Here is a 16,091-nt window from a genome sequence, read left to right as displayed (position 1 = left end):
CGGCGGTCGCACCGGCGTTTCCCGCCGGCCCCGTCCGGCGTCGGGCTCAGCCCAGCGGCACCCGGGCCACGCCAGGGCCCGTGAGGCTGCCCAGCCACAGGTGGTCGCCGTGCTGGCGGACGCCGGTGACCATGTCGTAGGTCCCGCGCGGGCCGTGCAGGGTCCGCAGCACCCGCCCCTCGCCGTCGACGAGGGCCACCAGGCCGTAGCGCAGCGGCTTCGGCTGCACCGCCGCCGGCAGCACCGCCACCAACTGCCGCAGCCGGGGGTGCGGCAGCAGCCGCTCGACCACCGGCACGCGGGGGCTGGGCAACGCGATCCAGTACGTCCCGTCGCCCACCGGGGTCAGGTTGTCCGGGTAGGCCGGCAGGTCGGCCAGCACGGTGACCGCGCCGTCGGCCAGCGCGACCCGCACCAGTCGATGGGCGGCGGTCTCGACCAGCATCAGCGCCGACTCGTCCGGAGTGAGCGCGAGCCCGTTGGGGAAGTAGAACCCGGCGCGGACGACGTCGGTGCGCCCGCTGCGCGGGTCGTACGCCAGCACCCGCCCGTTGGGCCGGTGCTCCAGCAGGTCCCGCTTCCAGTGCGAGAGCGGGAAGCGGTCGGACGAATCGGTGAAGTAGACCGTGCCGTCGCGGGCGACGGTGGCGTTGTCGGCCAGGTTCGCCCTCGCCCCGAGGCCGCCCAGCTCGCGCACCACACCGTCGCCGGTCACCCGCAGCAGCCCCCGGTACGCGTCGCAGACCACGAGGCTGCCGTCGAGCGGGTCGACCTCCACGCCCAGCGGCCGGCCCCCGGTGTCGGCGAGCGGCCGGGGCCGGGTGCCGGGGGGCGCGTCGACCGGCCACCACCAGAGCCGGCCGTCCTCCGTCCCGCTGACCACCCGGCCGGCCGGGTCGACGACCACGTCCTCCGGGCCGGACACCCCGTCGGGCAGCGGCAGCAGCTCCACCGAGTCGAGCCGCCGGTCGGTGGGCGTCCACGGCCCGTCGAGCGGCGGCGGGACGGTGGCGGGCTCGCGGACGGGGCGGATCAGCCGGGGCACGCGGCGGCGGGGAGCGACCATCGGCTCATTCTCGCCCGCCGATGTGCAGCCCGCAGGCCCCTCGTCGCGTCATCCCTGAGGGGGATCCGGGAGTCTCGGGGTATGACCCTGGGCGTACCCGGATCCGGTCCCTCAGCAGGGCGGAATTGTCGGTGGCGGGGGATAGGTTCGTCGCATGGGACAGCGCGACGACCGGCTCCACGTGGACATCACCGTGGCCGACCACGAGGTGGCGGTGCGGGCGACCGGCGAGGTCGACATCGCCACGGTCGCCGCGTTCCGCTCCGCGCTCTGGGCCGCCCCGGCCCGGCCCGTGCTCCGGCTGGATCTCTCCGGCGTCCGCCTGCTCTCGGCGGCCGGGGTGCGGGCGCTGGTCGCCGCGCACCTGCGGGTGCGCGCCCAGGGCGGTGAGCTGGTGCTGGTCCGCCCCGACCCGGTGGTCGAGCGGGTGCTGCGGGCCACCGGCCTGCACCGGGTCATCCCGATCGTGGACCCGTGCGCCGACCGGGAGCTGGTGCCCTGCTGACCTCCGGCGCCCGAGGTCCAGGAGCACGGTGGCGTGCAGCGCCTCGACCGGGAGCCCGCCCAGCCAGTCCATTGACGTTGGCAGCGGGCCGGTGCCGACGGCGTCGTCCACCGTCCGCACCGGCCCGTGGCCCGGCGGTTCGCCGTCCACTCGGGCGGTGCACCGTCCGTTCGGAGGGATCATCCCCCGCCCGGCGGTGCCTGCCCGCCCAGCGGGTCATCCTCCGCTCAGCGGACGCCGAGCAGGTCGACGACGAAGACCAGGGTCTCGCCCGGCTTGATGACGCCGGCGGCGCCCCGGTCGCCGTAGCCCAGGTGCGGCGGGATGGTCAGGCGGCGCCGGCCGCCGACCCGCATGCCCACGACGCCCCGGTCCCAGCCGGAGATGACGTGACCGGCGCCGAGCTGGAACTCGAACGCCTCACCCCGGTTCCACGAGGAGTCGAACTCGCGACCGTTGGAGTGTGCGACCCCCACGTAGTGGACGCTGGCCAGCTGCCCCGGCTGGGCCTCCGGCCCCTCGCCGACGGTGATGTCCTCGATGACGAGGTCGGCGGGCGGCGCGCCCTCGATCGGGCCCACCTCGGGCTTGCCCGAGCGGGCGCCTGCTGCCTGGTTCATTCGGGAGTCTCCTACCGTTTCGGTCCTGATGTCCGTCACCCGAGATCCTGCCCGATGGCGTCCGGCCGATGCATGGCGGTCCCGGCGCACGCGTCGCGGCCGGCCCTCGGAGCGACGGCGTGACGCGGTGGGCACGCCGAAGCGGGCGTCACCGCGTGGTGACGCCCGCCGAGGGGGAGGTGCCGCGCCGGGTCACCGCAGCCAGGGGAACCGCCGCACGATCGGGAGCTTCGCCCACGTCGCGCCCAGGCCGAGGGTCGCGCCGGCGTTGACCAGTGCGAGACCGACCAGCAGCGCCGCGTTGATCAGGTGCTCGTCCATGAAGGGGTTGTTCTCGGGAGGCAGGACGACCGTCCACATCATCACGTAGAGCACCGCTCCCGCGACGGCGGCGATCCGCATCCCGATGCCGAGCAGCAGCGCGACGCCGATCGCGGCCAGGCCGGCCATGAAGAGCACGTCCGCCCAGGCGGCCCCGGCGATGCCCTGGTAGAAGTCCGCGAACGGGCCGGCCGCGCCGAAGGTCAGGAAGCCCTTGGTGGGGCTGCCGCCGTTGATCCAGGCGTTCTTCGCCTCGGTGGCGAACCCCAGACCGAAGACCTTGTCCAGGAACGCCCAGAGGAAGGTCCACCCGAGGGCGATCCGGATGCCGGCGAAGACGTACCGCGCGGCCCGTTCCCTGCGGGTCTCGCCGACGTGCCGGGTCTCCGCCACCGCAGCGTCGTTCCTGGCGGTGGTGCGCTCGATCGTCGCGGCCATTGTCTCCACGTCCCTTCGTGTGCCTGGCACCGCGCTTTCCGGTGGCATCTCCATTGGACGCCCGCCGGCGCCGGGCGGGCAGGGCCGACCGGGCCCCACCGGACCGGGACCTTGGACCCCTCCCGCACCGGTCCGTACGGCCGTGCCGGTCCGGTCCGGCGGCCCTGACGCGGCGGCCCGCCGCGGCCGTAGCGTCGCGGTGGGGAACGACAGGGAGGTCGTGATGAGAACGTGGCAGGTGGGCGACGTGATGACCCGGGAGGTCACGACGGTGGGGGAGGAGACCCCCTACCGGGAGATCGTCGACGCGTTGGTCCGGCGGGGCATCAGCGGGGTGCCGGTGGTGGACGGCTTCCGGCGGGTCCTCGGCGTGGTCTCCGAGTCGGACCTGCTGCACAAGGTCGAGCGGGCCGGCCACCCGGACGAGCGGCGGGTCTTCGAGGGGCGACGACGCCGCACCGCCCGGGAGAAGGCCGAGGCGCTGCTGGCCCGTGACCTGATGACCGCCCCGGCCGTGGCGACCTGGCCGGAGGCGACGATCTCCGCCGCCGCCCGGCAGCTGGACCGGGAGTCGGTCAAGCGGCTGCCGGTGCTCGACGACCTGGGCCGGCTCGTCGGCATCGTCACGCGCGGTGACCTGCTGCGGGTGCACCTGCGCACCGACGCGGAGATCCGCGAGGACGTGGTGCAGGAGGTGCTGCGCCGGGTGCTCGCGGTGCGGGACGGGCTGGTCACCGTCCGGGTGCGCGGGGGTGAGGTGACGCTCGACGGCCGGTTGGACCGGCGCAGCGCCGTCGAGCTGGCGGTCCGCCTCGCGGGGCAGGTCAGCGGCGTGGTCCGGGTGACCAGCACCCTCGCCTACGACGTCGACGACACCGCGCTCGCCGATCTGGACCCGGCCCGGATCGCCCCGGTGGCCTGACGTCCGGGCCCGCCCGGCCCGCCTGACGTCCCTCCGGGCCGGGCGGGCCTGAGGCCCGGACGGGCCGGACCTGTCGGTGGCGCGAACCGTCCGGCCCGCCGGGGCATCGAAGCGTCCCGTCGACGGCGTCGACTTGCCCGGACCGCCGCCGGCTGATGGGCGGCTCGCCTAGGCTCGGGATCGGGACGCGCTCCGGGCCCGCCGAGGGCGCACCCGCGCCGCAGGCCGCTGGGGGCGTGTCCGCGCCGCAGGTCGTCGGGGACCGCGCGATCCGGACCGGGCCGCGCGTCGGGAGCGGAGCCGCCGTCGGGGATGCGGAGGACGCCGGGTGGACGAGGCGACGTTCGCGGCACCCCTGTGGGCCTGGGCGGCGGTGGGCGCGGTCATCGCCGTCATGCTCGCCGTGGACCTGCTCTCCCACCGCGACAACCACGTCATCGAGCTGCGCGAGGCGCTGCTGTGGAGCGGCGTCTGGATCACCGCGGGGCTCACCTTCGGCCTGGTCGTCTGGCTGTGGCGGGGCGGCGAGCCGGCCGTGGCGTACTTCTCCGGCTACCTACTGGAGAAGGCGCTCTCCGTCGACAACGTCTTCGTCTTCGCGCTGCTGTTCGGGTACTTCCGGGTGCCGGCCGCGTACCAGCACAAGGTGCTCTTCTGGGGGGTCGTCGGCGCGCTCGCGTTCCGGCTGGCCTTCATCTTCGTCGGCGCCGGGCTGCTGGAGCGGCTGACCTGGGCCGGCGTCGTGCTCGGCGCCTTCCTCATCTGGACGGGGTGGCGACTCGCGGTACGCGGCGAGCCGGACGTCGACCCCGACCGCAACGTCGTGGTGCGGGCGTTCCGGCGGCTGGTGCCCACGGAGCCGGGCTACCACGGCGGTCGGTTCACCGTCCGGGTCGACGGCCGGCGCAGGGCCACCCTGCTGCTGGTGGCGCTGGTCGCGATCGAGGCCACCGACGTGGTCTTCGCGATCGACTCGGTGGCGGCGATCCTGGCCATCACCACCGACACGTTCCTCGTCTGGACGGCGACCGCGTTCGCCGTGCTCGGCCTGCGCAGCCTCTACTTCTGCCTGGCGGGGCTGCTGCGGCACTTCGGCTACCTGCGGTACGGGCTGGCCTTCCTGCTGGCCTTCGCCGGGGCGAAGCTGATCCTGGCCGAGACACCGGTCGGGAAGCTGCCGGTCTGGTCGACCCTCGCGGTGGTGGTGCTGACGCTGTCGGTCGCGATCGGGTGGAGCATGGTCGACGCCCGGCGGGAACGGCGCCGGCGCGCGGGCGGGTGACCGGTCGCGGTGGGGCGGCGGCGGTCAGCCCGGGTGCACGACCGGGTCGGCGAGCTGGGCGGCGAGCACGGCGGGCGCTTCGGCGAGCGACGGGCCGTACCAGGTCAGGTGCCTGCCGGAGAGCAGGGCGCAGGGGGTGCCGGGGAACGCCTCCGGCCCGTCGTCGGCGGTGAAGCGGTACGGCTCGTCGGGCAGCACCACCAGCTCCGGCGCGCGGGCACGCAGCGCGTCGAGGCTCGGCCGGGGATAGCGGTCGACGTCGTCGGCGTACGCGTTGGTGACGCCGAGCCGGCGCAGCACGTCACCGGCGAAGGTGTCGGCGCCCAGCACCACCCACGGTCGCCGCCAGACCGGCACCACCGCCCGGCGGGACGGTCGGGCGGTGGGCAGCCCGGCCCACGCCCCGCGGGCCTCGGCGAGCCACTCCGGTTCGGCCGGGGCGCCCAGGTCACGGAGCAGGTCCCCCAACTCGGTCAGCGCCTCGTCGACGGTACGCGGATAGGTCACCCGCACCGGCACGCCGGCGGCGGTCAGCGCGTCGGCGTCCTCGCGGCGGTTCTCCTCGACGTTGAGCAGGACCAGGTCGGGGCGCAGCGCGCGCACCCGGTCCAGGTCCGGGTACTTGCTCCCGCCGACCCGCGCCACGTCCAGCCCGGCCGGGTGGGTGCACCAGTCGGTGGCGCCGACCAGCAGACCCGGCAGGGTCAGGGCGACGGCCTCGGTCAGCGACGGCACCAGCGACACGACCCGCACCCCGCGTACCTCCCCGGTCCCGTGCGCCGACCACCGGCGTACCGGTCGATCATGCCCCGACCCGTGGCGGGGGTGGCGGCCCGGGCGTCCCTTGCGGCGCCTCTACAACGTTGTAATACTCGGCTGGTCCCCCTCAGGAGGTTCGATGAGGTCCCACTCCACCGCGCCCGCGCCGCGCACCGACCAGCCCGTCACCCCCGTCGAGGACGAGGAGGTTCCCCTGGCGGCGCTCGGCGACCTCTACCGGGACGGCATCACCGCGTGCCGGGGCGCCTTCGCCGTGGACTGGGTGGACCGCGTCGGCGAGGACGTCGAGGCCGCCTTCCGGGAGGCCCGCTCCCGCCCCGACGGCGCGGTCGGCCGCGGCCCACAGCGGTGGTACGTGGAGATCCACCCCGAGCAGCTGCGCGGCTTCGTCGACCTGGTGACCCACCCGTGGGTGGTCTCGGTGTGCCGGGCCGTGCTCGGCCCCGACTACCAGATCGTCGAGCTCGGGTTCGACATCCCGTTCCCCGGCGCGGCCATGCAGCCGTGGCACCGGGACTTCCCGATGCCGGAGGACACCCGCCGGCAGCGGCGGCTGACCTCGCTGGCCTTCAACCTGACCACCGTGGACACCGTGGAGGAGATGGGACCGTTCGAGATCGCCCCGGGCACCCAGTGGGACGACGGACGCGACTTCGAGCACCAGATGTTCCCGCCCAGGGAGCGCCACCCCCGCTACGCGCAGCGGGCCGTCCGCAAGTATCCGCGGCGCGGCGACATCTCCGCCCGGTCCGCGCTGACCATCCACCGCGGCACGCCGAACGTCTCCACCCTGTCCCGCCCGGTGCTGGTGCTCGGCGTCGACGCGCCGGGAGCGGGCAACGCCGCGCACCACGACATGGCGGTCACCCGCGGGTACTGGGCGGGCCTGCCCGAGCAGGTGCGCGCCCACCTGCCCTGCCCGGTGGTCGACGCCCTGACGCCGATCCGGCAGAAACACACCATCGAGGGCCTGGTGATGGGCGCGGAGTGACAGCCGGCTCGCGCCGGGCCTAGTCGGCGTCGCCGCGCAGCCACCGCTGCCGGGTCAGCGCGTACTCCACCTCGCCGTGCTCCGCGCCGTCGATCAGCTCCGGCCAGTCCCCGACGTACGTCCGCACGAGCCGCAGCCCGGACTTCTCCATCACCCGACGCGACGCGGCGTTGACGGACATCGTGTTCGCGGTGACCCGCTGCACGCCGAGCGCGGTGAAGCCCTCGTCGATCAGCGCCCGGCAGCCCTCGGTGGCGAGGCCGACGCCCCAGGCGGACCGGCGCAGCCGGTAGCCCAGCTCCACCTCGCGGGCGTCGCCGTCGCGGGTCGGGCGGAACTCGAACCAGCCCAGGAAGTCGCCCGAGCCCCGGCCGAGCGCCGCCCACCACCCGAGTCCCGGCGGTCGCCGGTAATGGGCCAGGATCCGGGGCAGGACGTGCTCCCGGACCGCCTCCGGCGGGGTGGGGCGCCCGCCGGTGAGGTACCGCATCACCTCGGGGTCGCCGTCCAGCCCGACGAGCAGGTCGGCGTCGTCGGCGGTGAACTCGCGCAGCACCAGCCGCTCGGTGCTCAGGAAGACGCTCACCCGCCCATCCCACCGGCGCGGGCGGGCGACCTCAAGCGAATTGCGGGCCGACGGCCCGGGGCACCACCGGCGCGCCGGTCATGATCGACGGCCTAGACTCGCCCCGGCCGACGCGTCGGCCTCGAGCGGCGGCGGGACGGACGGATCAGGCGGATGACGAGCACCGGTGGTGGGGGCGGCTCCTGGCTGCGCGCGGTCGCCGGGGACGGTGGGCGCGGCCCGCTGCTCGCCCGGGGCGGCCAGCTCGTGCACGGTCCCCGCCGGCTCGGCGAGTTGGTGCAGGGGCGTCCGCCGGGCGTCACCGGTAACCAGTGGAGCACGGCCAGCCGGGAGGGCTACGACCTCGTCGTCTGCGCCGCCGACACGGCCCGGCCGGTCTTCGCCGTCGAGGTCGGCCCCGTCGCGGCCCCCGGCTCCGCCGCGCAGCGGGCCGAGCGGCTGAAGAACGCGGTCGCCGAGGCGGTCGGCCTGGCGGTGCTGCGGATCGGGTCGCCGACACTGCGGGCCGGGGAGCACGGGCGCCGGATCGTGGCGTACGTGATCGACGCGCGCGCGTACGCGGCCCTCGGCGCGGGGGAGCCCGACGACACGGGGGTGCCCCCGGTCGGCTTCCGCGACATCCTCGGTCGGCTGCCCGACGGGCGGACCGGGCACGTCAACGACCTCGGCGCCCTGGCCCGGGCCGCCGCCGTCGAGGCGTACGTGTCGCGGCGGCTGGCCGACCCGATCGTGCGGGGACTGCACGTGCGCTGGACGGGCGGGCCCGCCGAGGGATGGAGCTGGGTACGGGTGCGCCCCGACGCCTGCCTGGTGGAACGGGTGACGGTGCACCCGCAGCGCGTCTCCGCCGGAGTGGATCCGGGGCGGCTGGCCGAGGACCTGGCGGCGGTGGCCGTCGGGGAGCGGATGCGCGCGCTGGACGCCGCCGAGGCGGTCCTGACGCCCTGGGACGAGTTGCTCGCCGAGATCCGGGGGCTGGAGTCCCGGCACGACGAGATGACGGGCGGCTTCGCGTTCGCCCACCTCTGCGCCGACTGACCCGCCCTTCTCCGACGCGCCACCGGCCGCCGGCCCGGCGCACGTCACCGCTCGACGCCGGGCCCCGTCCGGATTCCCGGAATCGCGTTGAACCTTCGCGCGGGCCGTCCCGTACTCCTGCGGGAACGGACAGGATCTCCCCGACCGCGCCGCGCGGCGCGGAAGGCGGTGCGGAAAGGGCATCGTCGGTCATCGACGTGCCCACCGGTTCGCCGCGACGGTCCCCGTCGGGTGCGCCCTCAATTCCGTCGGTCCGCGGAGGTCTCAGATCACTACCGGATCGCGAAGGAGAGCAATTCGATGCGCAGGTCCACACGGGCGCGCCGGTCATCCGGTGGCGCGCGGAGCAAGCGACTGCTGGCCGTCGTCGGCACGCTCGCGGTCTTCGGCGGGATCGTCGCCGTGACCCAGATCTCGTCGGCCGAGGACCGGCGGCCGACCAGCACCCGACCGGCCTCCGCCGCCTGCGTGGAACCGAGCCCGGGCGCGACCGCGCCGAGCGGGCGGGGCACCAGCCGGACCTGGCAGGACGGCCGGTGGGTGCGCAACCACTGGGGGGACGGGCAGCAGTCGGTCGCCGAGTGCGAGCAGACGCGCAGCGGCGGCGCCGACAACGGCGGCTCGGCCGTGGCCTGCCCGGACGTGGCCGGCAGGCTGCCGCGGGTGCCCGACCGCGCCCGTGCCGAGGTCGACCGGAACCTGAGCCTGCTGCAGACCCAGATCGCCGAGGCGGACCGGCGGCTGGCCGCCGAGGGCCGGCGGGGCGAGGAGTTCGTCCGCACCTCGATCCTCCAGCCGCTGGCCGGCAAGCGCCGGGCGACGCTGGAGCGGATCACCATCGCGATCGACCGGGTGGGCCCCCGGCCGCAGGGCCTCGCCCGGCTCGCCGAGTGCCAGGTGGCGCCGACCGGCGGCAGCAACGGTGGTGGCAACAACGGTGGTGGCAACAACGGTGGTGGCAATGGTGGGCCCGGTGCCGGGCTGGGAGTGATCGCGAACGACTGCGACGACAGCCGGTTGCAGCCGCACGACGGTTTCCAGAACGGCAACCGCTGCGTCAGCACCGCGTTCGGCGAGGTGGGTCCCGCGGCGAACAATCCGTCGCTGTTGATCACCGAGTTCCCCGACCGGGTCGGGTCGAACCAGCCGTTCACCCTCCGGGTCTCCACCCGCAACCTCGTACGGGACCGCTTCCTGGCCGCCGGGCAGGGCGGGTACTACGTGGAGAGCTCGCTGCTCAACGAGCAGGGACTGGTGCGGGGCCACTTCCACACCGCCTGCCGGATGCTGGGCAGCCTCCGGCAGCCGCCGCAGCCGCAGGAGGTGCCGGCGTTCTTCGTCGCCACCGAGGACAGCCGTGGTGGCGCCGAGCCCGACGACGTGACCATCCAGATTCCCGGGCTGCCCGGATCCGGCACCGCCCAGTGCGCGGTCTGGGCCGGCGACGGCTCGCACCGGGTGCCGATGATGGAGCGGGCCAACCAGACGCCGGCCTTCGACGTGGTGCGCATCCAGGTCGGCTGACGACCGCTGCGGGGCCGTCCGGGCGCACCCCGGCGGCCCCGTCAGCGGCGCGTTCACGTCAGCACCGCGTTCCCGCCAGCGCCGCGTTCAGGCCAAGCAGCGCGGTCACGCCAGCGCCGCGGCCTCGCGCGGGGCGGCGGGTGCCGCGGCGGCCCGCAGGGCGGTGATCCGTCGGGCCCGGGGCCGCACCGCCAGGAGGTTGCCGGCCGCCACCAGCAGGGCCAGCCCGAACAGCCCCAGCCAGAGGACGTCGGTGGAGAACCGGGCGGCGACCAGGCCGCCCAGCGTCGGCCCGGCGAAGCTGGCGAAGGCGTGACCGAGCGAGTAGACGCCCTGGTAGCGGCCGCGCTGGGCGGCCGGCGCCAGGTCGGCGGTCAGCGCCGAGTTCGACGGGGTCATCAGCATCTCGCCGAGCGTCCAGACGCCCACCGTGAGCGCGTAGAACCAGACGGCGTCGGCCAGCGCGGTCAGGGCGAAGCCGGCGCCGATCACCACGACGGCCACGGCGACGGTGCGGGACCGGTCGAAGCGGCCGATCAGGCGGGGCACGAAGAGTTGCCCCAGCACGATCATCAGGCCGTTGACCGCGATGACCGGCCCGAACGCCGACGCTGGCAGCCCGTCGGCCTGCAACGCCACCGGCAGCATCGCGCTGCTCTCGATGCAGAGCCAGGCCAACCCGGTGAGCGCCGTGAAGGTCAGGAAGACCCGGTCCCGCAGCACGGTGCCGAGCCCGCCGGAGTCGACGCGGGCGACCTGCGCGACGGCCACCGGGGCGGGGCGCGACTCGGGCACGGTCAGGCCGATCAGCGCGGCGGTGCCGAGCAGCACCGCCGCGTTGATCGCGAACAGCAGCAGCGGCTCGACCCGGACCAGCAGACCGGCCACGGTCGCGGCGACGGCGAACCCGATGTTGATCGCCCAGTAGTTCAACGTCAGCGCGCGCAGGCGGTCCCGTTCGCCCACCACGTCGATGACGGTCGCCGTGAAGGCCGGCCGGGCGACGCCCAGGCAGAGCCCGAGCAGCAGGGTGAGGGCCGCGATCGCCACGGGGTGCCCGCTCAGGCCCAGCGCCAGCGCCGCCGCAGCAGCGGCCACGTTTCCAGTCAGCATGGCGGGCCGCCGCCCCCACCGGTCCGCGACGATCCCGCCGAGCACGCCACCGGCCGCGCTGCCGGCTCCGTGCAGCCCGATCACGATCCCGGCGTACGCGGGACTGAGGCCGCGTACCGACACCAGGTAGACGCCGAGGTAGATGGCGACGAAGCTGCCCAGCCGGTTGATCAGCGTGGCCGACCAGAGGTACCAGAAGACGCGGGGCAACCCCCCGGCCGTCTGGCTCCACCATCGCGTCATCCGCCACCCCCGAGATCCGCACCGGTAATGCTCGACAAAGCTGTCGCTCATTACACTCGGGAAGTGCGGCATCCCGGCTGCGTGCCGGGGTGATCGTGGCGATGATCACGCTCGCCGGGCCGGTGAACGGGCCGTTGTCGGCCGATCCGAAGCGACCCGCCGATGGTCGAAGTGCAATCGTGGCGGGCCGGGAATGGGCCTGCCGGCGGGCGCGGGTCGTGCGAATGGATCGCCGTGGGAAAAGACCGGCGGGGCCGCGCTGATTCCTCAGCGTGACCCCGCACCAGCCCGAGCGTGAGCCCGGCGCCGGTCAGCGGTTCTTGTACGCCTCCACGACCTCGACGGGGATGCGGCCGCGCTCGGAAATCTTGTAGCCGTTCTTGGTGGCCCATTCCCGGATGGCCCGGTTCTGCTCGCGGTCCATTCCCGAGCCGCCCGGCGTGCCTGCCCGACGAGGTGCCCGCCCGGTGTCGGCGGTTCCGCGACCGATCCGCCGGCCAGCGTTGATGTACGGGTCGAGGGCCTTGCGCAGCACGCCCGCGTTCTCGTCGGAGACGTCGATGGTGTATGCCACGCCGTCCAGACTGAACTCGACGGTCCGGTCGGCCTTTCCACCGTCGAGGTCGTCGGTCAGGACCGTGATTACTTTTCTCGCCATCGTCAATTACTCCCTGTGTGGGGCGGGGTGTGGTCAAAGTTTGACGTATCCCACGGCTAATCCGCAACAATGCGCGTCGTCCTCATTTCGGCGCGTCGCGTTATCGCGGGAAAACGGCTCGGCGCAAAGCCCGGGGTCAGTCGCCGAGCAGACCGGCGTGACCGGCGAGCGCCGCCGCCTCGGCCCGGGTGGAGACCCGCAACTTTCGCAGCAGCGCGGCGGTCATCCGCTTCACGGTGCGTTCCGAGACGTGCATCCGTTCGGCGATCTCGACGGTGCTGCGACCCGCCGCGATGGCCCGGAGCATCGCCCGTTCCTCGTCGTCCAGATCGACCGGGGCCGCCCGGCCGGGACGCAGCAACGCACGGAGCAGATGCCCCGGCAGCACCGCCCAGCCGTCGAGGACGGCCAGCAACGGGGGCAGCAGTTCCTCCGGCTCGGCGGTCTTGGGCAGGAAGGCCTCGGCGCCGGCGCGCAGCGCCTCCAGGGCGGGATCCGGATCCTCCGCGCCCGACATGGCCACCACCCGCACCCGGGGCGTGGTGCGCCGGATCGCCGCCACGGCCCGGATCCCGCCCGGGGGCGGCATGTGCAGGTCGACCAGCGCGAGGTCGGGCAGGCAGCGACTGACCAGCGAGGCGGCGGCCGACGCGTCGCCGGTGGAGCCCACCACCTCCGCCCGCCCGTCGGTCGTGGCCGGCAGCAGCAGTTCCAGCCCGCGGACGAACAGCGGGTGGTCGTCCACGACGGCCAACCGGACGACGGGGGGAGCGGGCATGCCTGGTCCGTTCCCGAGCGGGTACCGATCATGCGGCCGAACGAGGGAGGTCGGGCGGATGCGCGGACGGCACGGGGGACGGGGACCGTTGCGGCTGCTCCGGTGGGCGGGGCCCGAACCCGGTCCGGCCGACCCGGCGGCCCTGGACGCCGACCCGGAACTGCTGCTGCGCGTGCTCTGCCACGAGTTCCGCACCCCGGTCAGCGCCCTCACCTCGCTCACCCGGGTGCTCGCCGACGAGCGGCTCCCGCTCACCGGCGACGACCGGCGCGCCATCACGGCACTGGCCCACGAGCAGGCCGTACATCTGCAGGGCCTGCTGCGGGACGCCGCCGCCGGCACCGGGGCCCTCGCCCCGGCGGCGGACCCGGCGGCGCCGTTGGCGCAGGTCCTGCGCGGTGCGGCGGCCCTCGTGCCCCCGCACCGGCGGCTGACCGGGGTGACGCGGCGGGCCGGGGGCTGCCCGGTACCGCGGCGCCGGACCCGGCAGGTGGTGACCAACCTCGTGGAGAACGCGCTGCGGCACGGTCCGGCCGAGGGCCGCGTCGGCATCCACGCCGCGCTCGGCCGCTGCGGTCTGCGCATCGTCGTCACCGACGAGGGTCGGGTCGACCCGCCCCTCGTCGAGGCGCTGCGCCGGCCCGCTCCCGCCGCCGGGGCCTCCGGGCTGGGGCTGTGGATCGTCCGGCGGCTGCTCGCCGCCGACGGCGGACGGCTGCGCCTGCACCGGCTGCGACCGCGCGGGGTGGCCCTCGAGGTGGTGCTGCCCGCGTTCCCGGCGACAGGTTGACCCCGCCGGGCCGCCGGTTGGCCCGATGGGGCCGGCCGTCGCGGGAACCGCCTCGGTGACAGCCCGACCGGCACCGAGGAGGACACGTGTTCAGCCACATCAAGGATCTGCAGTTCGAGGCCAAGCCGGACGGCCCGGACGCCGCGTTCGCCCGCCGGCTCCAGGAGATCCTGGGCGGCAAGTGGGGCGAGATGACCGTCGCCAACCAGTACCTCTACCAGGGCTGGAACTGCCGCCTGCCGGGCAAGTACAAGGACCTCTTCCTCGACGTCGGCACCGAGGAGATGGGCCACGTCGAGATGATCGCCACGATGATCACCCGACTGCTGGAGAATGCACCGCTGTCGTTGCAGGAGGCCGCCGCCGACAACCCGATGGTGGGCGCGATCTACGGCGGGTCGAACCCGGCGCACTTCATCCACGGCGGCGGGGGAGCGCTGCCGGTGGACAGCGCCGGCGTGCCCTGGAACGGCAACTTCATCACCGCCAGCGGCAACCTGATGGCGGACTTCCAGCTCAACGTCACCGCCGAGGCGCAGGGCCGGCTCCAGGTGGCCCGGCTGTTCAACATGACCGACGACCCCGGGGTCAAGAACATGCTCCGTTTCCTGCTGGCCCGCGACACCATGCACCAGAACATGTGGATGGCCGCCATCGAGCAGCTCAAGGAGGACGGCCTGGAGGAGATGCCGGTGCCCGACGCGTTCCCGGACTCCAAGGAGTTCACCGAGCAGTTCAGCTACACGTACCTGGACTTCTCGCCGGGCACCGACGCGTCGGAGGGGCGCTGGGCTTCCGGGCCGGCGCCCGACGGCAAGGGCGAGTTCCGCTACGACCACAGCCCGCGCGCGCACGCGCCCGAGCCGGTCCTGCCGCCCGGCGACCCGCGGCTCTACGGCACGAACCCGGGCCTCGCCAAGAGCGCCGTCAACAAGGTCAAGAGCAAGCTCACCTGACGCCGTCGCGCCGGGTCGTCCGCGAGCGGCGGACGGCCCGGCGGCGCCGTACCGGAGGAGGTGTGCCGTGACCGAACTCGTGCTCCGCCCGCTCGCGGACGCGTTCATGCAGGTGGGTGTCTACGTCGCCGTCATGGTGGCGCTCTTCGGCTGGCTGCGCTGGCGCCACGGCGACCGGATCACCGACGGGCTCACCAGCCGACCCCGGCTCGGTCCGCTGGTCGGCGCCCTGCTGGGCGTCAGTCCCGGCTGCGGCGGGGCGATCATCCTGATGCCCCTGTACGCCCGGGGAAAGGTCTCCTTCGGCACCGTGGTCGCCGCCCTGGCGGCCACCATGGGGGACTCGTCGTGGGTGGTGCTCGCCTGGAACCCCGTGTTCGCCCTCAAGATCCACGCGCTGCTCTTCGCGGTCGGCCTGGTGACCGGCTATGTCGTCGACGCGCTCGGCATCGATCCGGCCCGCGCGGTCAACCACCGGGTCGCCGCCGCGCCCGCGCCGGTCGGCCTGGTCGCCGCGGGAGGGCCGGACCTCGCCGGCTCGCGGCGGCTGCTCGGCGGGCTGCTGCCCCGCGTGCCGGCGTCCACGGCGTTCTGGGGGCTGACCACGCCGGCGTTCGCGGTGTCGGTGCCGGTGGTCTTCCAACTGGTCGACCCGGGCGTGCTGACCCGCTCCTTCGGGGGCGTCGACCCGTACCTGGCGCTGGGGGTACTCGGCACGCTCACCGCGGCGCTGATCTTCGCCGGAGGGCGGGGGAAGCTGGCCGACGACAGCCTGGAGACCGCGCAGCCCCGCTCGCTGCGCGAGACGCTGCGACACAGCGCGCACGAGGCGTCCTTCGTCACCGTCTGGGTGGCCGTGGCGTACCTGGGCTGGCAGGTGGTGACCACCACGACCGGCTTCGACGGCTCCCAGCTCGCCCTCACCGGTCTCGTCGGCGTGCTGGTCGGCGCCGGCATCGGCCTCATCCCCGGGTGCGCGGTGCAGATCGTCTTCACCGGCCTGTACGTCAGCGGCGGCCTGCCGCTGCCCACCCTGGTCGCCAACGCGATCAGCCAGGACGGCGACGCGCTGATCCCGCTCGCCGCGCTGCGCCGACACTCGGCGGCGCTCGCCACCGTCGTCACCACCGTGCCGGCGGCAGCCGTCGGCGCCGCCCTGCTCGTCCTGCTCTGATCCCGTACGGAGGGGAGATCCCGATGTCCGTCGCGATCCCGATCGCCCGCACCCGTCGCAAGCTCCTCGTCTTCACCGCGCTGACCGGCGTCGCCGCGGTGGCCGACCTGCCGGGCTGGACCGTCGCCGCACTGGCGCTGACCTGCCTGGCGATCCCGCTCGCCGTGGCGGTCGCCGGGGGCACCGGCCTGGTGCGCGAGCTGCTGCGCCCGCAGCGCCGTCCCGCGGGCGGAGGTGGCCTGGGTCACAGCCCGGAACAAGGGGAACGATTTGTTACTTGAGTTGGACACGCTCAACTCAACGCGA

18 protein-coding genes are annotated in these 16,091 nt (G+C 74.6%); 10 read left to right on the top strand and 8 right to left on the bottom strand.

From position 1 onward, the window contains the following. Window positions 1-46: 46 nt before the first annotated feature. Window positions 47-1,066, bottom strand: a complete 1,020-nt coding sequence (locus AC0OO9_RS01025) for an SMP-30/gluconolactonase/LRE family protein (RefSeq protein WP_484514817.1) — start codon at window positions 1,064-1,066, stop codon at window positions 47-49. Window positions 1,067-1,220: 154 nt separating this feature from the next. Here AC0OO9_RS01025 and AC0OO9_RS01020 point away from each other — a divergent pair, with 154 nt between their 5' ends. Continuing rightward, entirely contained in the window at window positions 1,221-1,571 is a 351-nt protein-coding gene (locus AC0OO9_RS01020) for an STAS domain-containing protein (protein ID WP_484514815.1), read from the top strand. Between the two features lie 227 nt (window positions 1,572-1,798). On the opposite strand, the gene AC0OO9_RS01015 is transcribed toward AC0OO9_RS01020, so the two are convergent. Both AC0OO9_RS01015 and AC0OO9_RS01010 read right to left on the bottom strand, forming a co-directional pair. Then, complete coding sequence (locus AC0OO9_RS01015) at window positions 1,799-2,191, bottom strand: FKBP-type peptidyl-prolyl cis-trans isomerase (protein ID WP_132234624.1); 393 nt, start codon at window positions 2,189-2,191, stop codon at window positions 1,799-1,801. A gap of 192 nt (window positions 2,192-2,383) precedes the next feature. Further along, complete coding sequence (locus AC0OO9_RS01010) at window positions 2,384-2,959, bottom strand: hypothetical protein (protein ID WP_484514813.1); 576 nt, start codon at window positions 2,957-2,959, stop codon at window positions 2,384-2,386. 214 nt (window positions 2,960-3,173) lie between these two features. On the opposite strand from AC0OO9_RS01010, the gene AC0OO9_RS01005 reads away from it, so the two are divergent. Next, window positions 3,174-3,872, top strand: coding sequence for a CBS domain-containing protein (locus AC0OO9_RS01005; RefSeq protein WP_484514811.1), 699 nt, complete (start codon window positions 3,174-3,176; stop codon window positions 3,870-3,872). A 394-nt stretch (window positions 3,873-4,266) separates the two neighbouring features. Next, window positions 4,267-5,154: a TerC family protein gene (locus tag AC0OO9_RS01000; RefSeq protein WP_484518108.1), complete on the top strand. Its 888-nt coding sequence runs from the start codon at window positions 4,267-4,269 to the stop codon at window positions 5,152-5,154. A gap of 24 nt (window positions 5,155-5,178) precedes the next feature. Here the strand turns inward: AC0OO9_RS01000 and AC0OO9_RS00995 are convergent, their stop codons facing one another. Continuing rightward, window positions 5,179-5,907, bottom strand: a complete 729-nt coding sequence (locus AC0OO9_RS00995) for a helical backbone metal receptor (protein WP_484514809.1) — start codon at window positions 5,905-5,907, stop codon at window positions 5,179-5,181. A gap of 145 nt (window positions 5,908-6,052) precedes the next feature. Here AC0OO9_RS00995 and AC0OO9_RS00990 point away from each other — a divergent pair, with 145 nt between their 5' ends. After that, window positions 6,053-6,925: a phytanoyl-CoA dioxygenase family protein gene (locus tag AC0OO9_RS00990; RefSeq protein ID WP_484514807.1), complete on the top strand. Its 873-nt coding sequence runs from the start codon at window positions 6,053-6,055 to the stop codon at window positions 6,923-6,925. A 19-nt stretch (window positions 6,926-6,944) separates the two neighbouring features. Here AC0OO9_RS00990 and AC0OO9_RS00985 read toward each other — a convergent pair whose 3' ends face one another. Further along, a complete protein-coding gene (locus AC0OO9_RS00985; RefSeq protein ID WP_484514805.1) occupies window positions 6,945-7,511 on the bottom strand; it encodes a GNAT family N-acetyltransferase in 567 nt (188 codons plus the stop codon). Window positions 7,512-7,664: 153 nt separating this feature from the next. On the opposite strand from AC0OO9_RS00985, the gene AC0OO9_RS00980 reads away from it, so the two are divergent. Both AC0OO9_RS00980 and AC0OO9_RS00975 read left to right on the top strand, forming a co-directional pair. Next, window positions 7,665-8,549, top strand: a complete 885-nt coding sequence (locus AC0OO9_RS00980; protein WP_484514803.1) for a PDDEXK family nuclease — start codon at window positions 7,665-7,667, stop codon at window positions 8,547-8,549. A 300-nt stretch (window positions 8,550-8,849) separates the two neighbouring features. Beyond that, window positions 8,850-10,073: a hypothetical protein gene (locus tag AC0OO9_RS00975; protein WP_484514801.1), complete on the top strand. Its 1,224-nt coding sequence runs from the start codon at window positions 8,850-8,852 to the stop codon at window positions 10,071-10,073. Window positions 10,074-10,178: 105 nt separating this feature from the next. Here AC0OO9_RS00975 and AC0OO9_RS00970 read toward each other — a convergent pair whose 3' ends face one another. From AC0OO9_RS00970 to AC0OO9_RS00960, 3 genes are all read right to left on the bottom strand, one after another. Next, entirely contained in the window at window positions 10,179-11,429 is a 1,251-nt protein-coding gene (locus AC0OO9_RS00970; protein ID WP_484514799.1) for an MFS transporter, read from the bottom strand. 310 nt (window positions 11,430-11,739) lie between these two features. Then, window positions 11,740-12,087, bottom strand: a complete 348-nt coding sequence (locus AC0OO9_RS00965; protein WP_132234604.1) for a histone-like nucleoid-structuring protein Lsr2 — start codon at window positions 12,085-12,087, stop codon at window positions 11,740-11,742. Between the two features lie 136 nt (window positions 12,088-12,223). Beyond that, the gene (locus AC0OO9_RS00960) at window positions 12,224-12,865 is read right to left on the bottom strand and encodes a response regulator transcription factor (protein ID WP_421450219.1); all 642 of its coding nucleotides are present in this window, start codon (window positions 12,863-12,865) and stop codon (window positions 12,224-12,226) included. Window positions 12,866-12,923: 58 nt separating this feature from the next. On the opposite strand from AC0OO9_RS00960, the gene AC0OO9_RS00955 reads away from it, so the two are divergent. The 4 genes from AC0OO9_RS00955 to AC0OO9_RS00940 all read left to right on the top strand — a co-directional run bounded on the left by AC0OO9_RS00955 (window position 12,924) and on the right by AC0OO9_RS00940 (window position 16,066). Further along, window positions 12,924-13,655 (top strand): sensor histidine kinase, encoded by a 732-nt coding sequence (locus AC0OO9_RS00955; RefSeq protein WP_484514797.1) that lies wholly within the window; start codon window positions 12,924-12,926, stop codon window positions 13,653-13,655. A gap of 86 nt (window positions 13,656-13,741) precedes the next feature. Beyond that, on the top strand, window positions 13,742-14,611 hold the full coding sequence (locus AC0OO9_RS00950; RefSeq protein WP_484514795.1) for a manganese catalase: 870 nt from the start codon (window positions 13,742-13,744) through the stop codon (window positions 14,609-14,611). Window positions 14,612-14,678: 67 nt separating this feature from the next. After that, on the top strand, window positions 14,679-15,785 hold the full coding sequence (locus AC0OO9_RS00945) for a putative manganese transporter (protein WP_484514793.1): 1,107 nt from the start codon (window positions 14,679-14,681) through the stop codon (window positions 15,783-15,785). Between the two features lie 23 nt (window positions 15,786-15,808). After that, window positions 15,809-16,066: a hypothetical protein gene (locus tag AC0OO9_RS00940; protein WP_484514791.1), complete on the top strand. Its 258-nt coding sequence runs from the start codon at window positions 15,809-15,811 to the stop codon at window positions 16,064-16,066. Window positions 16,067-16,091: the final 25 nt, after the last annotated feature.

It is taken from the genome of Micromonospora sp. USAFONa4, from assembly GCF_057197825.1.
The sequence above is the reverse complement of the archived record's forward strand: the minus strand, read 5'-3'. Positions and strand labels throughout refer to the sequence as shown.